Source organism: Rhizomicrobium electricum (genome assembly GCF_011762045.1).
GTDB classification, from domain to species: domain Bacteria; phylum Pseudomonadota; class Alphaproteobacteria; order Micropepsales; family Micropepsaceae; genus Rhizomicrobium; species Rhizomicrobium electricum.
The window spans coordinates 258,099-278,739 of sequence record NZ_JAASQS010000005.1 but is presented as its reverse complement, the minus strand read 5'-3'; the positions used below and the strand labels follow the sequence as shown (position 1 = coordinate 278,739).

23 protein-coding genes are annotated in these 20,641 nt (G+C 63.0%); 19 read left to right on the top strand and 4 right to left on the bottom strand.

Going from position 1 to position 20,641, the window contains the following annotated elements; all coding sequences use genetic code 11:
* Positions 1-4: 4 nt before the first annotated feature.
* From FHS84_RS11815 to FHS84_RS11800, 4 genes are read left to right on the top strand one after another with little or no spacing between them, the layout of a single operon-like run.
* Positions 5-1,156, top strand: a complete 1,152-nt coding sequence (locus tag FHS84_RS11815; RefSeq protein ID WP_166934429.1) for a beta-ketoacyl-ACP synthase — start codon at positions 5-7, stop codon at positions 1,154-1,156.
* Complete coding sequence (locus tag FHS84_RS11810) at positions 1,153-1,608, top strand: hotdog family protein (protein WP_166934426.1); 456 nt, start codon at positions 1,153-1,155, stop codon at positions 1,606-1,608. Before FHS84_RS11815 ends, FHS84_RS11810 begins: the two co-directional genes overlap by 4 nt.
* The gene (fabG, locus tag FHS84_RS11805) at positions 1,605-2,342 is read left to right on the top strand and encodes a 3-oxoacyl-ACP reductase FabG (protein WP_166934424.1); all 738 of its coding nucleotides are present in this window, start codon (positions 1,605-1,607) and stop codon (positions 2,340-2,342) included. Before FHS84_RS11810 ends, fabG begins: the two co-directional genes overlap by 4 nt.
* Positions 2,342-3,565, top strand: a complete 1,224-nt coding sequence (locus tag FHS84_RS11800) for a beta-ketoacyl-ACP synthase (protein WP_166934422.1) — start codon at positions 2,342-2,344, stop codon at positions 3,563-3,565. The genes fabG and FHS84_RS11800 overlap by 1 nt, the downstream gene beginning before the upstream one ends.
* Here FHS84_RS11800 and FHS84_RS11795 read toward each other — a convergent pair.
* The 4 genes from FHS84_RS11795 to FHS84_RS11780 form a co-directional block, all read right to left on the bottom strand.
* A complete protein-coding gene (locus FHS84_RS11795; RefSeq protein ID WP_166934420.1) occupies positions 3,562-4,140 on the bottom strand; it encodes a DUF3261 domain-containing protein in 579 nt (192 codons plus the stop codon). The two genes, FHS84_RS11800 and FHS84_RS11795, sit on opposite strands and share 4 nt — an antisense overlap.
* A complete protein-coding gene (locus FHS84_RS11790; protein WP_166934418.1) occupies positions 4,137-6,458 on the bottom strand; it encodes an MMPL family transporter in 2,322 nt (773 codons plus the stop codon). The genes FHS84_RS11795 and FHS84_RS11790 overlap by 4 nt, the downstream gene beginning before the upstream one ends.
* Entirely contained in the window at positions 6,455-7,081 is a 627-nt protein-coding gene (locus tag FHS84_RS11785; RefSeq protein ID WP_166934415.1) for an outer membrane lipoprotein carrier protein LolA, read from the bottom strand. The genes FHS84_RS11790 and FHS84_RS11785 overlap by 4 nt, the downstream gene beginning before the upstream one ends.
* 150 nt (positions 7,082-7,231) lie before the next feature.
* Complete coding sequence (locus tag FHS84_RS11780; protein WP_166934413.1) at positions 7,232-7,801, bottom strand: acyloxyacyl hydrolase; 570 nt, start codon at positions 7,799-7,801, stop codon at positions 7,232-7,234.
* Between the two features lie 234 nt (positions 7,802-8,035).
* On the opposite strand from FHS84_RS11780, the gene FHS84_RS11775 reads away from it, so the two are divergent.
* The 15 genes from FHS84_RS11775 to nuoK all read left to right on the top strand — a co-directional run bounded on the left by FHS84_RS11775 (position 8,036) and on the right by nuoK (position 20,638).
* Entirely contained in the window at positions 8,036-9,283 is a 1,248-nt protein-coding gene (locus FHS84_RS11775; protein ID WP_166934411.1) for a tetratricopeptide repeat protein, read from the top strand.
* A 206-nt stretch (positions 9,284-9,489) separates the two neighbouring features.
* Entirely contained in the window at positions 9,490-9,855 is a 366-nt protein-coding gene (locus FHS84_RS11770) for an NADH-quinone oxidoreductase subunit A (RefSeq protein WP_166934409.1), read from the top strand.
* Entirely contained in the window at positions 9,846-10,421 is a 576-nt protein-coding gene (locus FHS84_RS11765; protein ID WP_166934407.1) for an NADH-quinone oxidoreductase subunit NuoB, read from the top strand. The genes FHS84_RS11770 and FHS84_RS11765 overlap by 10 nt, the downstream gene beginning before the upstream one ends.
* A 15-nt stretch (positions 10,422-10,436) precedes the next feature.
* Positions 10,437-10,751: an antibiotic biosynthesis monooxygenase family protein gene (locus FHS84_RS11760; RefSeq protein ID WP_166934405.1), complete on the top strand. Its 315-nt coding sequence runs from the start codon at positions 10,437-10,439 to the stop codon at positions 10,749-10,751.
* The gene (locus FHS84_RS11755) at positions 10,748-11,377 is read left to right on the top strand and encodes an NADH-quinone oxidoreductase subunit C (RefSeq protein ID WP_166934403.1); all 630 of its coding nucleotides are present in this window, start codon (positions 10,748-10,750) and stop codon (positions 11,375-11,377) included. The genes FHS84_RS11760 and FHS84_RS11755 overlap by 4 nt, the downstream gene beginning before the upstream one ends.
* 1 nt (position 11,378) lies before the next feature.
* A complete protein-coding gene (locus FHS84_RS11750; RefSeq protein ID WP_208393818.1) occupies positions 11,379-12,611 on the top strand; it encodes an NADH-quinone oxidoreductase subunit D in 1,233 nt (410 codons plus the stop codon).
* A complete protein-coding gene (gene nuoE / locus FHS84_RS11745; protein WP_166934398.1) occupies positions 12,608-13,327 on the top strand; it encodes an NADH-quinone oxidoreductase subunit NuoE in 720 nt (239 codons plus the stop codon). The genes FHS84_RS11750 and nuoE overlap by 4 nt, the downstream gene beginning before the upstream one ends.
* Positions 13,327-14,610 (top strand): NADH-quinone oxidoreductase subunit NuoF, encoded by a 1,284-nt coding sequence (nuoF, locus tag FHS84_RS11740; RefSeq protein ID WP_166934396.1) that lies wholly within the window; start codon positions 13,327-13,329, stop codon positions 14,608-14,610. Before nuoE ends, nuoF begins: the two co-directional genes overlap by 1 nt.
* A 17-nt stretch (positions 14,611-14,627) precedes the next feature.
* Complete coding sequence (locus FHS84_RS11735) at positions 14,628-15,047, top strand: hypothetical protein (protein WP_166934394.1); 420 nt, start codon at positions 14,628-14,630, stop codon at positions 15,045-15,047.
* Between the two features lie 4 nt (positions 15,048-15,051).
* Positions 15,052-15,822, top strand: coding sequence for a GDSL-type esterase/lipase family protein (locus tag FHS84_RS21870; RefSeq protein WP_166934391.1), 771 nt, complete (start codon positions 15,052-15,054; stop codon positions 15,820-15,822).
* Between the two features lie 3 nt (positions 15,823-15,825).
* Positions 15,826-17,976: an NADH-quinone oxidoreductase subunit NuoG gene (gene nuoG, locus FHS84_RS11725; RefSeq protein WP_166934389.1), complete on the top strand. Its 2,151-nt coding sequence runs from the start codon at positions 15,826-15,828 to the stop codon at positions 17,974-17,976.
* 176 nt (positions 17,977-18,152) lie between these two features.
* Positions 18,153-19,226, top strand: coding sequence for an NADH-quinone oxidoreductase subunit NuoH (gene nuoH / locus FHS84_RS11720; RefSeq protein WP_166934387.1), 1,074 nt, complete (start codon positions 18,153-18,155; stop codon positions 19,224-19,226).
* Complete coding sequence (nuoI, locus tag FHS84_RS11715; RefSeq protein WP_166934384.1) at positions 19,227-19,715, top strand: NADH-quinone oxidoreductase subunit NuoI; 489 nt, start codon at positions 19,227-19,229, stop codon at positions 19,713-19,715.
* A gap of 5 nt (positions 19,716-19,720) precedes the next feature.
* Positions 19,721-20,329, top strand: a complete 609-nt coding sequence (locus FHS84_RS11710) for an NADH-quinone oxidoreductase subunit J (RefSeq protein WP_166934382.1) — start codon at positions 19,721-19,723, stop codon at positions 20,327-20,329.
* On the top strand, positions 20,330-20,638 hold the full coding sequence (gene nuoK / locus FHS84_RS11705; protein ID WP_166934380.1) for an NADH-quinone oxidoreductase subunit NuoK: 309 nt from the start codon (positions 20,330-20,332) through the stop codon (positions 20,636-20,638).
* The last annotated feature ends 3 nt before the right edge of the window (positions 20,639-20,641 follow it).

Sequence of the window (20,641 nt, the reverse complement as noted above, 5' to 3'; positions counted from 1 at the left end):
GACCATGGCTCAAGCGATCTACATCCACGATTTCGCGGTTCTCTGCGCCCTCGGCAGCGATACCGAAACGGTTCGCCGCAATCTGTTGGCGCCTGCGCCGCCGCGCGTATCCGGAACATGGACGCTGACCGACGGCCGCACGGCTCCCGTCGGCGCCGTGACGATCGCCGCCCAGCCCAACGATCCGGACAGCCGCTGCAATGCCATGGCAGATCGCTGCCTCGCCGGAATCGATCCGGCGTTGTGGAACGTCGCCGACAAGTCGCGCCTGGCCGTGGTGATGGGAACGTCGAGCTGCGGGCTGTTGGAAAACGGCGCCGCGTTCCAGCGCCGTCTTGCCGATGGCGCCTGGCCGCCGAGTTTTCGCCTCGCAATCCAGGAATTCGGCAACGTCGCCGCGCATATTGCCAACCGCGTGGGAGCAACGGGGCCGACCTACGGTATTTCGACCGCGTGCACCTCAGGCGCCAAGGCGCTGGCGAGCGGGGCGCGCCTGATCCAGAGCGGCATGGCCGACGTCGTGATCGCCGGCGGGTTCGATGCCTTGTGCGACTTGACCCTCAACGGCTTTTCGTCGCTCGAAGCGTTGGCTGATGGCGTCAGCAATCCGTTCAGCGTCAATCGGCGCGGGATCAATCTGGGCGAAGGCGGTGCATTGTTCGTGCTGTCGGCGGAACCGTCGCCGATCCGTCTGGCGGGCTGGGGCGAAAGCGCCGATGCCTATCACATCAGCGCACCCGATCCCGAGGGCAACGGCGCCGAAGCCGCGATGCGCGAGGCTCTCGTGCGGGCCGGTTTGAAGCCGGAGAACATCGGCTACCTCAATCTTCACGGCACCGGCACCAAGCTCAACGATCTGATGGAGGCACGGGCCGTCAACCGCGTGTTCGGCGACATGCTTCCGTGCAGCACAACCAAGCCGCTTACCGGTCACATGCTCGGCGCGGCGGGTGCAGGCGAGGCGGCGTTCACCATCATGGCCCTTCAGGCCGGACGGCTGCCGGGCAATGCCTGGGACGGCGAACGCGATCCCGAAATGCCGCCGATCCGCCTAGTAAAACCTGAGGGCGAGGCTACCGACGGGCGTGCGGCCATGAGTTGTTCCTATGCCTTTGGCGGCAACAACATCGCGCTGATCCTGGAGGTCGCCCGATGACCGTTCCGGATATCGAGGACCTCATCATGCACCGGGCGCCGATGCGGCTGCTCGATCGTGCGATATCCATCGACCCGCAGCACGCGGTCGCGGAACTGACGGTGCGCGAGGACATTCCGTTCGTCCTGCCGGGGCGGGGAATGCCTGCATATGCCGGGCTGGAACTTATGGCGCAGACCATCGGGATGATCGACGGCTTCAAATGCTGGAGCGAGGGTCTGCCGCCCAAGATCGGGTTCTTGCTCGGATGCCGCCGCTATACGGTGGCCTGCGACGCGTTTGCCGTCGGCAGCCGGTTGATCGTCTCCGTAGAAATGGTCTTCAACGGTGGCGAAATGTTTTCTTTCGAATGCCGCATTGCCGATCCCGAGGGGCGGGAATTGGCGTCGGCCATGCTCAACGTTTTTGCGCCGCGCGATCCGCAGGCGTTTCTCAGGGATGGGGCTCCATGAGTAATCGCGACACGCGGCCGGTCCTGGTGACCGGTGCCAGCAAAGGGATCGGCAAGGCCATAGCGCTGCGCCTCGGCGCTGCAGGTTATCCCGTGACGGTGCATTACGGCCGCGACCGGGTAGGGGCCGAGGCTGTGGCCGAGGAAATCCGTAGTGCCGGCGGGACCGCGAGCATTGTCGGTTTTGATATCGCCGATCGGGCAGGGGCCAAGGCTGCACTCGAGGGATTGTGCGGGAGCGCCGGCGCCTTCTGGGGTGTGGTGCAGAATGCCGGCATTGCTCGGGATAATGCGTTTCCGGCCCTCTCGTCCGAAGATTGGGACGACGTTATCCACACCAATGTCGACGGCTTCTACAATGTCGTCCAACCGTTGGTGATGCCTATGATCCGCCGCCGGGACGGCGGGCGGGTCGTGGCGCTGTCGTCGGTTTCGGGCATCGTCGGCAACCGCGGGCAGGTCAACTACAGTGCGTCGAAGGCAGCGATTATTGGGGCTTGCAAGGCGTTGGCGGTGGAATTGGCCAAGCGCAACATTACGGTGAATTGCGTGGCGCCCGGCGTCATCGAAACGCAGATGACCAAGGATCTGCCGGAGGATCAGGTGATTGCCGCCATTCCCATGCGCCGCGTCGGAAAGCCGCATGAAATCGCGGGGTTGGTGGAATTCCTGTTGTCCGATGATGCGTCGTACATTACGCGCCAGGTGATATCGGTAAACGGGGGCCTCTGCTGATGCGCCGCGTGGTCGTTACGGGAATGGGCGGGTCGACCGCCCTGGGTGGGAACTGGTCGGAAATCCGCAGCCGGATGGAAGCGGGTGAGACCGGCACGCGCTATATGACCGAGTGGGATCGCTTGGTCGATCTCAACACCCGGATCGGCTGTGCCATCGATTGGTTCGATCACACCGCTATCTATCCGCGCAAGAAGACCCGTTCGATGGGGCGCGTTGCGGTGCTGTCGCTCAACGCCGCCGAAAAGGCCGTCGAGCAGGCCGGACTGACCAACGATCCGGTGTTGCAGTCGGGACGGGCGGGCGTTTCGTGCGGTTCCTCGTTCGGCGCCACCGAACCGGTTCTCGATTTCGCCCGCTTTATGGAAACCGGCAAGGCCGGCAGCCTGAATGCGACCAGCTACATCCGCATGATGAGCCATACCGCGCCGGTCAATATCGCCATCGCTTTCGGCATGACGGGCCGCGTGATCACGACATCGTCGGCCTGCACGTCGGGCTCGGCGGGCATCGGCTATGCCTATGAGAACGTCAAAGAGGGGCATGCCGATATCATGGTGGCGGGCGGCGCCGAGCAGCTTTGCCCGACCATGGCGGTCGTATTCGATACGTTGTTCGCGACCTCGACCCGCAACGGCGAGCCCAAAACGGCGTCGCGACCGTTCGACAAGAGCCGCGACGGACTCGTGATCGGCGAAGGTGCGGCCATGCTGGTGCTCGAGGAATACGAGCACGCCAAGGCGCGCGGGGCTACGCCGCTGGCCGAGATCGTCGGCTTTGGCGCCAACAGCGACGGCGCTCACATCACCGAACCGCGCGCGGAGACCCAGGCCATTGTCATGCGGCTGGCGCTCCAGAACGCCGGCTTGGCGCCGCAGGATATCGGTTTTATCAGCGGCCACGGCACGGCGACCGACAAAGGCGATGTTTCGGAAACCCAGGCCACGCATGAAGTCTACGGCAGCAAGGTTCCGCTTCATTCATTGAAGGGCCATTTCGGCCATACGCTCGGGGCCTGCGGTGCGCTGGAGGCCTGGCTCACGATCGAAATGATGCGCGACAAGTGGTTTGCGCCGACCGCCAACCTCACTGAAGTCGATCCGCGTTGTGCCGAGCTCGATTACATCATGGGCGAGGGCCGCAAGCTCGATATCGAGCATTTCGTATCGAACAACTTCGCGTTTGGCGGCCTCAACACCTCGCTGATCTTCCGGGCGATTTAGTTCTCGGCCGACTGGATCGCGATCTCGTACCCGAACGCTTCGTTCTTCAGCACGGCAGAGCGGTTCCAGCCCTCGCCGGGACCGTACGTGACGGTGATGAGGTCCTTGCCGGCGCGGGAAATGCGACGCACACCATCCTTGGTCACCACCTGTACGGCCGGGTCCTTGATCGCTGTAGCAACGACATCGTCGGGCCAATAGGCAATCACGAACGAAGCGAGAATGTCGGCGGGTCGGAACACCGGCGGCAGCCATTCGGCTTTCTCGATGCTCGGCGCACCGTCCTTCCACGCCACCGTCATGGCCCGGCGGCCGAAACCGTCCATGGCAACGAGATCGAGGCGGTCGGCACCGATCGCGATCTGCATGTCGAGCGCGTATGACCGGCCGTAGAATTTCGCCACGATCGATTGGGCGAGTTCGACGCTGCGGCCCGCGGCGGACGGCGGCGGAATGGTGAGGACCGTCTTGGGCGCCACGATGGCCTGATTGTCGCCAAGCCCCGGCGGCGGTTTCGGCACGCCGGCACAAGCCGTCAAAAACAGAGCCAGGAGCAACGCGGGAACGGCTTTCATTTGCGCCTCGCATTGTCGCCGGCCGCCGGTGCGAACAGCCAGGCGATGAAGATTCCGATCAGCATGGTCATGCCGAACGCGTGCACCGCAAACACGCGGCTCAAGGCCAGCATGCCGAACGCCAGGATGGTGCCGAGCGCGGCCAGCGCAATGGCGAGTGTTGTTACCGGTTTGCGCTCGCCGCCGGTTTCGGCGCAGAACACCGAGTAGTCGACGCCGACCGACAGCACCAAAATCAACGCCATCGCATTGAAGAAGGTGAAGGGAACGCCCGCCAGGGTCGCGATCAGCGGCGCCACGACGACGGCCAGAAGCGAAGGCGCCAGCACGCGCATGGCCCGCACCAGCCCATAGCGGAACGCGAGCAGCGGGAACATCAGCGCCACCGAGAGCGCCAGCAAGGCGATGGCGTATTGACGGTATTCGGCGAACAGCGCCGACCAGTCGTCAGCGAGACTGACGAAGCGGACATCGCTGGTGCCGGAAATCGCCGCCTTAACCGCACCGGCGTCGCGCACGTCGCCCAGCAGAAGCACGTGTGCGGCCTCGCCGGCGCCCGAGACATCGAGCAATTTGACCAGCGCGAACGGGCCGGCGTTCGGCAACGTGCCGGGTGTGAGGAAACCCTTCGGAGTCGGATAATCCGGCGTGCCGTCGTAGCCGATCTCGGAGAGATAACCGGCCAGATGCGGTGCGAACAGCCGGTCGCGGACGAGGGCGCGATTTTCACTCTGGCGTGCAACGGAGGGTACGTACTGCGCAACGGATGTGAAATCAGCGATGGCGCCGTTTTTCTTCAGCCGCAGGAGCGTGGCGTCGAGGCGCTCTTCCTTTTGCAGCAGCGCTTCTTCGTTCGCCGCACGCACCAGCAGGAACTGGGTTCCGGCAGGAGTTCCGCTCAGCCGGGCAAATTCGGTTTCCTGATGCTTCAGATCCGGCGACAACGATTGGAAGTGATGCACGTCGTCGTCGGTCTTGAACTTGGCGATGCCGCCCGCCGCCATCGCTGCCAGCGCGAGGATCAGGATAATCCGCAGTCCGACCGCCATTGTGCTCTTGGCTTCCCACAGCGCCCAATGTTTGGCAGCGAAGCGGACGAAGCGGTTGCCGGGCTGATACGGCCGGTGACGGTCGAATAGCGGATAGCACAGCATCACGGTGAAGCACGACACCGACAGGCCGATCACCGAAAACGTCGCGACCTGCTTGAGGCCGGGGAAGGGCGCCAGCAGCAGCGTGCAATAGCCGATCAGGGTGGTGGCGAGACCGATGGCCAGTCCCGGCAGCACGCGTTTGAGGCGGGTGACGGAATCCGGGGCGCCCGGATCGAAATACTCGCAAAAGTACTGCAGGCTGTAATCGACCGAGATGCCGATCAGGCTGACGCCGAACAGCAGCGACAGCACATGGACCTGCCCGAAAACCAGCAACGTGCCGAGAAACGCGCAGAGCACGCCCGAGCCGATGGCCAGCGCGTCGAGCATGATCGGCCGGATGCCGCCGAACACGATCAGGATCAGCGCCATCGTGCCGACCAGCGAGGCGATGCCGATCACCGTGGTTTCGTCGAGCGCTTCGTTGGCCGCATCGTGGGCATAGAACACCGCGCCGGTGCGAATGAGCGTGAGATCGGGCGCCGCCGCTTTCATGCGTGTCTCGGCCTCGGCGACCACCTTATGGAATGTCTTCTGGAAATCGAGGGCGTAAGGCGCCCCCGAAAGATCGCCGCTCACCAGGACATACGTGATGCCGCCGTCCTGCACTGTCAGCACATCGCCATCGACCGTGAGCCGGGTCTGCGAGGTGGGCAGGCTCAGTAAATAGCTCGGCAGCAGGAAGAACGGGTCGCGCGCCATCAGCCGCGAGTCCGCCATGCCGCCGACGCCGTAGAGCGAGGCCATCGCCCGGTCTTTCAACGCCTCGGCACGGCCCGCCTTGAGATCGGCGCGATCGGCTTCGGACAACAGTCCGGAGCGGTAGGGAAAGTAGGCTGCGCCCATCTTCTTCTGGGCGTCCTGATCGATGGTCGAGCTGAACGCCGTGACCGTACCCGATTGCTTGAGCGCCGACGACAAAATGTGTGCGGCCGCAATCGCTTTTTCCGGCGAGCGGCTGCCGACCAGGAAGCCGAACCGCTGCGACAACGAATTGGCCAGCCGGTCGCTGGCGCGCTGCACCGAAGCGTCACGCTCCTGGCGCGGCAGAAGGGCTAGGATGTTGCTTTCCAGCGTGACGCCGGAGGCTAGCCGAATGCCGAGATAGGCGACCGCCGCAACGATCGCCAGAATCCAGACAATGGCCCCCACGCGCCGGATCATTTTGCGGCGGCCTTCAATTGCGCCATCTCGTTCGGCGTAAGGTCGGATTTGGTGATCTTGTGGCTAGAGAAGGTGATGCGGTCGACGTCGCCGCTGGTACGTTCCACCTCGACGCCGTCGACATAGCGCGATCCGGTTAGCACCAGCCGCTTGATCTGCGACATCGCTTGTTTGCCGGAATCGAGTGGCTTCAATTCGACCCGCCAGCCGTCCTCGTTCGTCGTTTGGGTTACCACAAAGGTCTGTTGCAGCGGTCCGGTATTGCCCGACAACGCGGCGCTGAGTACGCCATAGAGTTGTGCCAGTCCCGGCAGCTTCGACGCCGACAGCCGCATCGCTTCGCGTCCGTTCGCAAGCTGCAGGATGCCGCCGGCTGTGATGATGGCGGTGTTGTCGAACGGCTTTTCGTTATGCCAGATCAGGCCGCGGCCGGGCGCCAGCACGAACGAGCCTTCGCTCTTCAGCGGCTTGGCAAATCCTTGGAGCTGGCGGGCCTGGACGAAATGGCCGCGCAACACGTCGCCGGCAGTCACGGTCTGGGGCGCGGCCGGAGCGGCCGATGCCGGCGCAACGCTCAACAGGCCGAAAATCGCGACCGCGAAAACACCGGGAAGGCGAAACATGCAAACGCTCCGGAAAGCTTCGAAAGGGCTGCCACAATACTAAGGAATTCGGGCATTCCTGCGAAAGTCCATGGCGTCACAGAGCTTTGCCCGATGGTGCCAGCCTCGAATGGTACCGGATCTGTGCCTAAGAGTGGTTAATTCGTCCGGTTACAGCTTCCAGCCGATCAGGATACCGAGGTTGTTGCTGCCCTCGTTGCGGCTGCCCAGGTTCGCGTTCGAAATATGGTTCAAGCTGGCGGCGACCGACCAATGCTCGTTGATGCGGTAGCCGAGTGCCAGGCCGGGGCGGAACAGGAACGAACCGCCGTGACTCTTCCAATGCGCGGCTTCGGGCGAGTTGTCCGGGAGGTCGTGCTTGCCGCTGTGCCAAACGCCGCCGATCGTGCCTTCGACGAAGAAGGAGTCGCCCGGCATGAACGTGCCGTGCAGGAAATCGAGCTGCTTGTCGATGCCGACATAAATCTGGCTGGTCTGACCGGCCGAGTTCCAGGCGCCGCCATACACAAGCCGCGGCGTGCCGATGAACCACAGCGGCTGGATCGGGCGGGTAAGGCCTTCGAGCGCGTAATCGATGCCTTCTTCCTTGTGCTTTCCGATGATGCCGGTGTCGTGCTGGTAGATGCCCAGCCGGATTTCCTCCAGGAAGCCGCTCGCCTGGGAGGGTGCCGACAACAGAAGAGCGACGGCAAATGCGCCGAGCCAAGCAAGCCGATTCATGGTGGTCCCCCAGATCTCCTGAATCGAACTATATAGGGCAATCGTGGGCGCGGGCAGTATGGCAGGGGCGCAACCAGGCCGGGAGGCCAGACCGGGACAGTCAGTTAAGTACCTATAACTGCAGTGCTTTGGTGCGCATTCGGCGGGCGGACAGGGGATCGTCCGCGGCGAATGGCCCTGGACTTTTGCCGGTTTTGGGGGCTCGAATTCGTAAGCGAGCATCGGGGGGATGTCATGCGTCGCATTCTGATCGGACTGATCGTACTGCTGGCCTGCGGGCAGGCTTTCGCTGGGCCGGCGCCGGGTCTGCTGAGAGCCGACGGCAATGTCGAGGATGGCGCCCTGACCGACCAGCTTATGTGGGTCAAACTGAATTGGGGCGACATGAAATTCGTCGTCGACCGGTCCAAAGTCCCCGATGCCAAGGCGATGTTCGATGCCTTGAAAGCAACGGCCAGCGCAGGCCGTTCGGTTGCGATCTGGTACGACCCCGACACGGCGACGATCGATCGGGAGGCATGGCTGCCGGTCTTCGTGGCGCGCAAATTGGATGCGGGCGGCAAGACCTTTGTTGGCGACGAGAAGACGCCGGGACATGCCCTGCCGCCAACGGCGTCCTCCATCGAAGTTGCCGAAGATGCCCTGGCGCGCGGCATGGCCTTCATGAACGCCAGCCAACCGGAAAAGGCGCTGCCGTTGCTGGACCGCGCCCTGGCCGAAGCGGGGCTGGCGCCGCAGCTGAAGGTACTGGGTCTGAAGGCGCGAGCGAGTTTGCGCGAAAATATGGCGCTCGAGGATTTTCCGCCGGGTGAGGCCCGCGACCGGGGTTTGATCGGCGCTTTGGATGATGCCCGCGCCTGGCACAAGGCAGCACCTGACGACGCGGCAGCAGCTTTTGGTGTGGCGCGTGTCCTCGAGTACCTGGGTGCCTACGATGAGGCGATTGCGATCTACAAGGATGGCCTTTTGCGCTGGCCGCAGGAGAGCGCGAGGGTCTATCGCGGCCTCGAATGGGCCTATCGCGATATGGGTAAGCTGCGCGAGGCGGCGGAGTCGATCGACAAGCTTGGGGCACTCCCCGGTTGGAACGACGCCATGCCGTACCGCTACCACCGCGGCTGGCTCTACGATCTGATGGGCCTGCCGGAGGCAGCCATCGCGGAATACACCGAAGGACTGAAGGCTCAACCGGACTATGCGGGCGCTTTCCTGCGCCGGTCGTGCTCCTACGCCGCCGTCGGACGCCTGAAGGACGCCTATGACGACTTCAAGACCGCGAAGACCCTCGAGGCTGCGTTCCTGAAGGGGCGGCCGGTAACCATTTCCATGACGTTCGACGCCAAGCGCACTGCCGAAGTGGAGAAAATCCTTCAGAAAACCCTCGCCGAAGAACCCAACCGGAAGCTCGGCGGCCTCTGCGAGGGGTATTGGGATTGGGGCTTCAGCGCGCGAACGCGCTCCAAGCAGTTGCCGTCGCCCTGAACAGTTTGGATCGCGGAAGGAAATATTTTGGAAATCTTCTAACCTTGGCTGCATTCCGCAGCGTTTCTCCGGAAAATTTCCAAAGATTCCCTGTTTTCCTGGGCCGACTCCTGGTCTAAACCCATTCTAAATCGTGCGCCGCGCCCGGCCTCGGGCGGGGTTCCGTGGTTGCGCCTCGGATTGTCGGGCGTGCGTAAGGACAAGTGATGGAAAAGCTCCTCCTCGAATACCTGCCGATCCTGATCTTTATCGCCGTCGGCGCGGCCATCACCATTGCGCTGGTGATCGTGCCGTACGTTGTGGCGCCCAAGAGCCCGGATCCGGAAAAACTGTCGGCCTATGAATGCGGTTTCAATGCCTTCGGCGATGCCCGCATGAAATTCGACATCCGCTACTACCTGGTCTCGATCCTGTTCATCATTTTCGATCTCGAAGTGGCCTTCCTGTTCCCCTGGGCGATTACCCTGGGAGCGACCGGCGTGTTCGCCTTCTGGTCGATGGTGGTGTTCCTCGGGGTTCTGACCATCGGCTTCATCTATGAGTGGAAGAAGGGAGCCCTTGAATGGGAGTGATCCCGGCAGGCCAAAACCCGTATGGGACCGCAGGACGCGCTGGCGTCGAAGGGGCTGGGCCGATTGCGCCCAACGACCCTTATTTCGAGGCGATGAAGGCCGAGTGGGCCGACAAGGGCTTCCTCGTTGCTCCGGCGCACTTGCTGATCAACTGGGCCCGCACCGGCTCCTTGATGTGGATGACGTTCGGGCTTGCCTGTTGCGCCATCGAGATGATGCAGGCGTCCATGCCGCGCTACGATCTCGAGCGGTTCGGCATTGCGCCGCGTGCCAGCCCGCGCCAGTCCGACGTGATGATCGTCGCCGGGACGCTGTGCAACAAGATGGCGCCGGCCCTGCGCAAGGTCTACGACCAGATGCCGGAGCCGCGCTATGTGATCTCGATGGGATCGTGCGCCAACGGCGGCGGTTACTACCATTACAGCTACTCGGTCGTGCGCGGCTGCGATCGCATCGTGCCGGTCGACATTTACGTGCCCGGCTGTCCGCCGACGGCCGAGGCGCTGGTTTATGGCCTGTTGATGCTGCAGCGGAAAATCCGCCGTACCGGAACCATCGACAGATAACAGTGGGGCAAGGCTATGATCGTACGCGTCTGGACAGGGACAGCCCTGGAAGAAAACGCCGAAGAATATCGTCGTCAGTTCGCCGAAGTGTACCTGCCGCGGTTTCGCGCCATCGCCGGTTTCCGCGGTGTCGAGGTCCTGGAACGCATCCATAGCGCCCGCATCGAGTTCGTCGTCATCTCGCGCTGGGAGACGATGGACGCTATCAACGAATACACCGGCCCTGGGCGGGCCGAACATGCCGTGATCGAGAAGGAGACCCGAGAGGCGCTCGAGGTCTACGACGATCGGGTAAAGCACTTCGTGCTGGTGCTCGAGGAGCGGCGATGATCGATTTGACGGCCCTGGCAGCGGAAGTATCAGCGGCACTCGGCGGGGCGGCAACCGGCACAAAGATCGCCTTTGGCGAACTGACGGTATCGGCGCGTGCAGCCGAGATCGTTCGCGTGCTGACGGTCTTACGTGACAACTTCGCCTTCAAGACGCTGGTCGACATCTGCGGCGCCGATTATCCCGCGCGGGAAAAGCGGTTCGACATCGTCTATCACCTGTTGTCGCTGACGAAGAACGCGCGCATCCGCGTCAAGATCGAAACCGACGAGGCGACGCCGGTGCCGACTGCGATCGGCGTGTTTGCCGGCGCGCAGTGGTTCGAACGCGAAGCTTGGGACATGTACGGTGTGAAGTTCGAAGGCCATCCCGACCTGCGCCGCTTGCTCACCGACTACGGCTTCGAAGGCCATCCCCTGCGCAAGGACTTCCCGGTCACCGGTTTTGTCGAGCTGCGCTACGACGACGATCTGAAGCGTGTCGCCTATCAGCCGGTGCAACTGGTCCAGGAATTCCGCGAATTCGATTTCCTCAGTCCTTGGGAAGGCGCTCCGCACGTCCTGCCGGGCGACGAAAAGGCGGCGCTGGCGCCGAATGCGACGAGTGGGGATCCGGGAAAGAAGTGATATGAACGACTACACCAGCTTTCGTCCCGACGAGACACCGCCTTGGCTTGCCGATGGTCAGAAGTCGGAAGAGGGCCGCATCACCATCAACTTCGGACCGCAGCATCCTGCGGCGCACGGCGTGTTGCGTCTGGTGCTGGAACTCGACGGCGAACTCGTCACCCGCGTCGATCCGCATATCGGGCTGTTGCACCGCGGCACCGAAAAGCTGATGGAGCACAAGACCTACATCCAGAACATTCCTTACTTCGACCGGCTCGATTACGTCGCGCCGATGAACCAGGAGCACGCCTATTGCCTGGCGATCGAGAAGCTCCTCGGTCTCGAAGTGCCGAAGCGCGGTCAGTACATCCGCGTCTTGTTCTGCGAAATCGGCCGTCTGCTGTCGCATCTGTTGCAGGTCACGACCCAGGCGATGGACGTCGGCGCGCTCACCCCGCCGCTGTGGGGCTTCGAGGAACGCGAAAAGCTGATGGCGTTCTACGAGCGCGCGTCGGGCTCGCGGCTGCATGCCAACTACTTCCGTCCCGGCGGCGTGCATCAGGATTTGCCGCCCCAGCTGATCGAGGACATGGTCGGCTTTTGCGAGCATTTCCCGAAGGTGCTGGACGACATCGAAGGGCTGCTCACCGACAACCGCATCTTCAAGCAGCGCAATGTCGAGATCGCCAAGCTGTCGCGCGAAGCGGCGGAGCAATACGGCCTTACCGGCGTGCTCTTGCGCTCCACCGGTGTGCCGTGGGATTTGCGCCGTGCCCAGCCGTACGAGTGCTACAACGAACTCGAATTCCAGATTCCGGTCGGCAAGAACGGCGACAATTACGACCGCTATTGCATGCGCGTCGAAGAGATGCGTCAGTCGACCAAGATCATGCAGCAGTGCCTCGCGAAGATGCCGTCCGGTCCGGTCGTTTCGGTCGATCACAAGGTCGTGCCGCCGCGCCGCGCCGAGATGAAAAGCTCGATGGAAGCGCTGATCCATCACTTCAAGCTCTACACCGAGGGCTTCAAGGTTCCGGAAGGCGAGGTTTACGCCTGCGTTGAGGCGCCGAAGGGCGAATTCGGCGTCTATCTGGTGTCGGACGGTTCCAACAAGCCGTACCGCTGCAAGATCCGCGCGCCGAGCTACGCGTCGCTGCAGGCGCTCGAATTTCTCACCAAGGGCCACATGCTGGCCGACGTGTCGAGCGTGATCGGTTCCATCGATGTCGTGTTTGGGGAGGTGGACCGGTGACTGCTCGCCGTCTGCATGAAGAACAGCCTGCCGGCTTCGCGTTCAGCGAAGAGAATATGGCGCGCGTCAACCAGTGGATCGCCAAATTCCCGCCGGGACGGCAGCGGTCTGCGGTGATCTCAGCGTTGTGGATAGGGCAGGAGCAGGAAGGCTGGGTGACCAAGCCGATGATCGAGGAAGTCGCGAAGCTCCTCGACATGCCTTACATCCGCGTTCTGGAAGTGGCGACCTTCTATACGATGTTCCATCTGAAGCCGGTGGGGCGCCATCACGTGCAGGTCTGTACGACCACGCCCTGCTGGCTGCGCGGTTCCGATGACGTCGTGAAGGCGTGCAAGAAACACATCTCCGACAAGCCGCACAGCGTTTCCGCCGACGGCGAGTTTTCGTGGGAAGAGGTCGAATGCCTCGGTGCCTGCGTGAATGCGCCGATGGTCCTCATCAATTCCGATCCCTACGAGGATCTCACCGGCGAGAAGACGGAAGAAATCCTCGAAGCCATCCGCCGCGGCGAGACACCGAAGCCGGGTTCGCAGATCGGCCGTCATGCTTCCGAGCCCGAGGGCGGTCCGACGACGCTGACCGAACGCGCGCTCTACGATCCCACCTTGCGCCACAGCGGGCCGAGCCTGTCCGACGACGAGGCGAAGAATGTCACGCCGGGCGTCGAACAACGCGAAGCGCCCACCCAGAAACCGCCGGGAGCGGCCACCTGATGCTGTCCGATCGTGATCGCATTTTCACCAATCTCTACGGCTTCGAAGGCGCCGATCTCGAAAGCGCGCGCCGGCGCGGCAATTGGGACGGCACCAAGAAACTCCTGGATCTGGGGCCCGAAGCCATCGTCGACATTATGAAGAAGTCGGGCCTTCGCGGCCGCGGCGGCGCAGGGTTTCCGACCGGCCTCAAATGGTCGTTCATGCCCAAGCAGGTCGATCCGGCGCGGCCGCATTACCTCGTCATCAATGCCGACGAATCCGAGCCCGGCACCTGCAAGGACCGCGACATTCTCCGCAACGATCCGCACACGCTGGTCGAGGGGGCGCTGGTCGCCAGTTTCGCGATGCGGGCGCACGTCGCCTACATCTACGTCCGCGGCGAGTTCATCCGCGAGCGCGAAGCGCTGCAGCGCGCTGTTGATGAAGCCTACGCTGCGCGCCTTATCGGCAAAGACAACGTCCACGGCTGGCCGTTCGATCTTTACGTCCATCACGGCGCCGGCGCATACATCTGCGGCGAGGAGACCGCGCTGCTGGAGAGCCTCGAAGGCAAAAAGGGCCAACCGCGCCTGAAGCCGCCGTTCCCGGCCAATATGGGTCTCTACGGTTGCCCGACGACGGTTAACAACGTCGAGAGCATTGCCGTGGCGCCGACCATCCTGCGCCGCGGCGCCGAGTGGTTCGCGGGTATCGGCCGGCCCAACAATACCGGCACCAAGGTGTTCTGCATTTCCGGCCATGTGAACAAGCCCTGCAATGTCGAAGAGGCAATGGGCATTCCGCTGAAGGAGCTGATCGAGAAGCATGCCGGCGGCGTGCGTGGCGGCTGGGACAATCTGCTGGCGGTCATTCCTGGCGGTGCGTCGGTGCCGCTGATCCCGAAATCGGTCTGCGACGACATCCTGATGGATTTCGACAGCCTCAAGGCCGCGCAGACCGGCCTCGGTACCGCCGCGGTGATCGTGATGGACAAATCCACCGACATCGTGAAGGCGATCCAACGTCTCAGCTATTTCTACAAGCATGAGAGCTGCGGCCAGTGCACGCCGTGCCGCGAAGGCACCGGCTGGATGTGGCGGGTGATGACCCGTTTGCAGCAGGGCAGGGCCGCCGTCGACGAAATCGATCTGTTGCAAGAGGTGACCAAGCAGGTGGAAGGCCACACAATCTGCGCGCTCGGCGATGCCGCGGCGTGGCCGATCCAGGGCTTGATCCGTCATTTCCGCCCCGAACTGGAGCGGCGCATCCGTGAGTATGGGGCGCTGAAGGCGGCAGAGTGAACGAAAGGGGACGAGACATGACCACGATCGTCAGACCGCCGCTCGCATTGATGGCGCTGGTGGCTGCCACTGCCGGCATCGCCATCGCCAATATGTTCAAGTGGCGCAATGCCAAGGCGAAGGAACTCTATCTTTCGCATTGCGATATCGCGCTTCTGCATCCGCGGCTGTCTGATCCGGTCGAACTCGATATGGGGGCGCTGACCGTGGGCGGCTCGAAGCAGGAATTCGAACGCTACGAATGGTACGTCGCGCGGCTGGTTTACACGCTCGACGAATGCCTTCGTTTGGTGCCGGACGGCGAATGGGAAGCGGTCGCCAAAACGCAGCTTGGCGCCCATCGCACCTATCTTTGTTCGGACTACTACGCCAAGCAGGGCTATTGCAGCCATTACTCGCCGCGCATGCGGGCCTTGATCTGTCAGCAACGGAATTGAAATCGTGAATACGCACATCGTCAAAGCCATCCTTGCCGCCGGCCTTATCGGGGCTGCGGGCGGTTGTTCGACGATGGTGCAAGGTCAATCGCCCGTGGCTGCATCTCCAGCCCCGGTTGCTCCCGTTGATCCGTATGCGGCAGTTCGGCCGGCGACGAGTTCGGTCGGCGTGGTGATGCCGGCGTTGAGCGATTTCCCGCATCCCTGGGACATCACGACGTATGTCCTGCGCGTCACGCAGTTCGGCGTGATGCCGCCGCTCAATGGCGGGGTGGCGTTTGTCGGCGACAGCCTGACGGACTCGATGCGCTGGAACGAGATGTTCCCCAATATCCGCAGCCGCAATTTCGGAATCTCCGGCGATACCACGGTCGGGCTCAAGGCTCGCATCAATCAGGTCGTGATCGCGAAGCCGGCCAAAGTGATCCTTCTGATCGGCACCAACGATGTGGAATTCAGCCGCTATTCGGTGACCGAGATCGTCGCGAACATCGATGATTGCATCGCCACCCTGCAGAAGGGCGTGCCCGGCGTGAAGATCGTGGTCGAAGGACTGCTGCCGCGCCAGCCGCAATACGACGAGAAGGTGCGCACCGTGAACACGCTGATCAAGGCGGCGGCGGAGAAGCGCGGCTTGCCCTATGTCGATCTCTATTCCCATTTCGTCGTCAACGGACGTCTGGATCCCTCTCTGACGCCCGACGACATCCACATTTCCGGCCAGGGCTATCTCATCTGGCGCGATCTCATCCGTCCTTACATCGAGAACAACTGACCCATGCCCCGCAAGCTGATCATCGACGGCAAGGAAATCGAGGCGGAGGACAACCTCACGCTGCTGCAGGCCTGCGAGCAGGCCGGTGCCGAGATTCCGCGCTTCTGCTATCACGAGCGCCTGAGCGTCGCCGGCAACTGCCGCATGTGTCTGGTGGAGTGGGTCGGCGCCCCCAAGCCGCAGGCGTCGTGCTCGCTGCAGGTGAAGGACATCTTCCCCAACAAAGACGGCACGCCCGCGCGCATCAACACGGACTCGCCGGTGGTGCGCAAGGCGCGCGAAGGCGTGATGGAATTCCTGCTCATCAACCATCCGCTCGATTGCCCGATCTGCGACCAGGGCGGCGAGTGCGACTTGCAGGACCAGGCGATGGGCTACGGTCGCGCCGCGTTCCACCGTTTCCACGAAAACAAGCGTGCCGTCGAAGACAAATACATGGGTCCGCTGATCAAGACCCAGATGACCCGCTGCATCCAATGCACCCGCTGCGTCCGCTTCGCCACCGAAATTGCGGGCGTGCCCGATCTCGGTGCTACCGGACGCGGCGAGGACATGGAGATCACGACCTACCTCGAAAAGGCGTTCTCGTCGGAGCTTTCGGGCAATGTGGTCGATCTCTGCCCGGTCGGCGCTCTGACCTCGAAGCCTTATTCCTACACTTCGCGGCCGTGGGAACTGAAGCACACCGAATCCATCGACATCATGGATGCGCAGGGCTGCAACATCCGCGTCGACACGCGCGGACGGGCGGTGATGCGCATCCTTCCGCGCCTCAACGACGACATCAACGAGGAATGGCTGCACGATAAAGGCCGCCACATCTGGGACGGGCTCGGCCGGCAGCGGCTTGACCGCCCTTATGTGCGCAAGAACGGCAAGCTGGTGCCGGCGTCCTGGTCCGATGCGTTCGCAGTGATCGCGGCGCGCGTGAAGGCGACCACGCCCGATCGCATGGCGGCGATCGTCGGCGATCTCGCGGCGGCCGAAGAGATCAAGGCGCTGAAGGATCTGATGACGCGTCTCGGCGTGCCGCATCTCGATTGCCGCCAGGACGGCGCCAAGATCGGCGGCGGACCGCGTCCGGCCTATCTCTTCAACACCACTATCACCGGCGTCGAAGCGGCCGATGCGCTTCTTCTGATCGGCTGCAACCCGCGTTGGGAAGCGCCGGTCCTGAACGCGCGCATCCGCAAGGCCTGGCTGAACGGCCCGCTCAAGATCGCCAGCGTCGGCGCGCCGGTCGATCTCACCTATCCGGCGGAACAACTCGGCACCGGCGTCGACGTGCTGAACGCCTTGGCTGACGGCTCGCATCCGTTCGCGGAAGTTCTGCGCAATGCCAAGCGGCCGATGCTGATCCTGGGTGGCGGCGCGCTCGCCCGTCCGGATGGAGCGGTGATCCTGCATCACGCAGCTCGCATCGCGCGCGAGACCGGCATAATCGGTCCGGCCGGCACGCCGGCGGAAGGCGGCTGGATCGGGTTCAACGTCCTGCATACCGCTGCAAGCCGTGTTGCTGCGCTCGATCTTGGTTTCCTTCCGGCTCCCGCTTCTGAAGAAAGCCCCGGCGGCCGTGATGTTGCCGGCATCGTCGAGGGGGCGCAGAAGGGCGAGATCAACTTCATCTATCTGCTCGGAGCCGACGAGCTGCCGCTCGAGAATATGGGGCGGCCGTTCGTGGTTTATCAAGGCAGCCACGGCGACACCGGCGCGAATTATGCCGACGTGATCCTGCCGGGTGCGGCCTTCACCGAAAAGGACGGGCTCTACGCCAATTTCGAAGGCCGGGTGCAGGAAGCGCAACGCGCCGTATTCCCGCCGGGCGAGGCGCGGGAAGATTGGGCGATCCTGCGGGCGCTCTCCGATGTGTTGGGTCAAAAGCTGCCCTACGACACGTTGGCGGACTTGCGCCGCGCGCTCGTCGCCGACCTGCCGCAATACGGCAGGCTCGGTCAGGTGCCGGTGTGGGAGGGCGCCGACCCGGCGGTGTGGAATGCTCTTGGCACCGACGGCGTTTTCACTGCCGATGTGCCGATGGGGCAGGCCATCGCCGACTATTACCTCACCAATCCGATCGCGCGAGCGAGCAAAGTGATGGCTGATTGCAGCCGCGAACTGCTCCACAGCGACGAGAACAAGCAGGCCGCGGAATGACCAGATCGACGTACAGAGCCCGCGAGTGTTCGCCGGCCCCGATGCGGGCCAGGACGGAAATCCGCAAATCGAACTTCCGCTGGGGCGGTTTTCAGCGCACCGGCCGGCCGCTGCCGCCGTGCGTTCGCAATCTCTCGCTTTCGGAGCGGGGCAACAGGAAGGCAAGGGACTGAGCGATGTTCCTCACCAACTGGTTCCAGCACACCGCCGGTTTGCCCTATCCCTGGGCCTGGACGCTCGCGCAGGTGATCCTGATCGTGGTCTATCAGGCCGTGGTGATGGTCTCGGTCGCGTTCTGGATTCTCGCCGACCGCAAGATTTGGGCGGCGGTGCAGATGCGGCGCGGCCCCAACGTGGTGGGCCCCTTCGGCCTGTTGCAGACCTTCGCCGACGCCATGAAGTTCATGTTCAAGGAGCCGATCATTCCGGCCGCCGCGAACAAGGTGATCTTCCTCGCCGCACCGATCATCGCGGCGACACTGGCTTTCGCCGCCTGGGCGGTGGTACCGCTGGATGAAGGCTGGGTGGTGGCCGACATCAATGTCGGCGTGCTTTATCTCTTCGCGATCTCTTCGCTCGGCGTCTACGGCGTCATCATGGGCGGCTGGGCGTCGAACTCGAAATACGGCTTCCTCGCCGCGCTGCGCAGTGCCGCGCAGATGGTGTCCTATGAAGTCTCGATCGGCTTCGTCATCGTCACCGTGCTGATTTTCGCCGGGTCGTTGAACCTCTCCGACATCGTGCGGGCGCAGGGTCCGGACATGCGCGGCTGGTACATCTTCTCGCCGCTGTTCCCGATGCTGATCGTGATGTTCATCTCCTCGCTCGCCGAGACGCAGCGTCCGCCGTTCGATCTCTTGGAAGCGGAGTCGGAACTCGTGGCGGGGTTCATGGTGGAATACTCGTCGACGCCGTTCCTGCTCTACTTCCTCGGCGAGTATATGAACATCATCCTGCTCTGCGCGCTGATGAGCATCATGTTCCTCGGCGGCTGGCTGCCGCCCATCGCGATCTGGCCCTTGACTGCCGTGCCGGGCGTATTGTGGCTCCTCGCCAAGATCGTGGTGCTGTTCTTCATGGTTTCGATGGTGAAGGCCTTCGTGCCGCGCTACCGCTACGACCAGTTGATGCGCCTCGGCTGGAAGCTGCTGCTGCCGGTCTCGATGCTGTGGGTCGTGGTTGCGGCCAGTTGGGTCGTGTTTGTTCGCCCCGTCTGGGGTCCGTTCTTCGCTCACCTGTTTGGAGGCTAGATGGCATACCTCGACAAAAAGGCACGCCAGATCTTCCTCTGGGAGTTCGTCCAGGCGTTCCTGCTTTCGATGCGCTACTTCTTTGCGCCGAAAGCGACGCTGAATTACCCGTTTGAGAAGGCGCCGCAATCGCCCCGTTTCCGTGGTGAGCATGCCTTGCGCCGCTATCCGTCCGGCGAGGAACGTTGCATCGCCTGCAAGCTGTGCGAGGCGATCTGCCCGGCACAGTGCATCGTGATCGAGGCCGAACCGCGTGACGACGGCAGCCGCCGCACCACGCGCTACGACATCGACATGACCAAGTGCATCTATTGCGGTTATTGCCAGGAAGCGTGCCCGGTCGACGCCATCGTCGAAGGCCCGAACCTGGAATTCGCGACCGAGACCCGCGAAGAGCTTTTCTACGACAAGGCCAAACTGCTCGCCAACGGTGATCGCTGGGAGCGGGCTATCGCAAAGAACATCGAACTGGACGCGCCGTACCGGTGAACCCCATGATCCTGCAAGCACTCGCCTTCTATCTCTTCGCCACGGTGCTCCTTGCGAGCGGTGTGGTGGTGGTGACGTCCAGGAACCCGGTCTATTCGGTGCTGTTCCTGATCCTCGCATTCTTCAATGCGGCGGGATTGTTCGTGCTGCTTGGCGCCGAATTCCTCGCCATGATTCTGGTCATCGTCTACGTCGGCGCCGTGGCGGTGCTGTTCCTGTTCGTCGTCATGATGTTGGACGTCGACTTCGCCGAGCTGAAGAAGGGCGTGCAGTCGTATCTGTTGCCCGGCCTCGGCATCGGCGGGCTGTTGTTCGCCGAGCTTGTCATCGCTGTGTCGGCGCACTGGCACTTCGCGCCGCATGCGGTGCCGGCCGCCGCGACGCCCAAGGGCCTGACCAACACCGCCGCCCTCGGCCACATCCTCTATACGGACTATATCTATTACTTCCAGGCTGCCGGGCTGGTGCTGCTGGTGGCGATGATCGGCGCCATCGTGCTGACGCTGCGCCACCGCGACGGCGTCCGCCGTCAGAAGGCATGGACCCAGATTTCGCGCGAGCCGTCCGATGCGATGGCCATGGTCGACGCCAAACCGGGCGAGGGAGTCGAATAAATGGAAATCGGGCTGGGTCACTACCTCACGGTCGCCGCCGCGCTGTTCACCATCGGCGTGTTCGGCATCTTCCTAAACCGCAAGAACATCATCATCATCCTGATGTCGATCGAGCTGATCCTCTTGGCGGTCAACATCAACTTCGTCGCGTTCTCGACCTACCTGAACGATCTGGTCGGGCAGGTGTTCGCGCTGTTCGTGCTCACCGTCGCCGCCGCCGAGGCCGCGATCGGGCTTGCCATCCTGGTGGTCTATTTCCGCAACCGCCGCACCATTGCGGTGGATGACGTCAACATGATGAAGGGCTGAAAC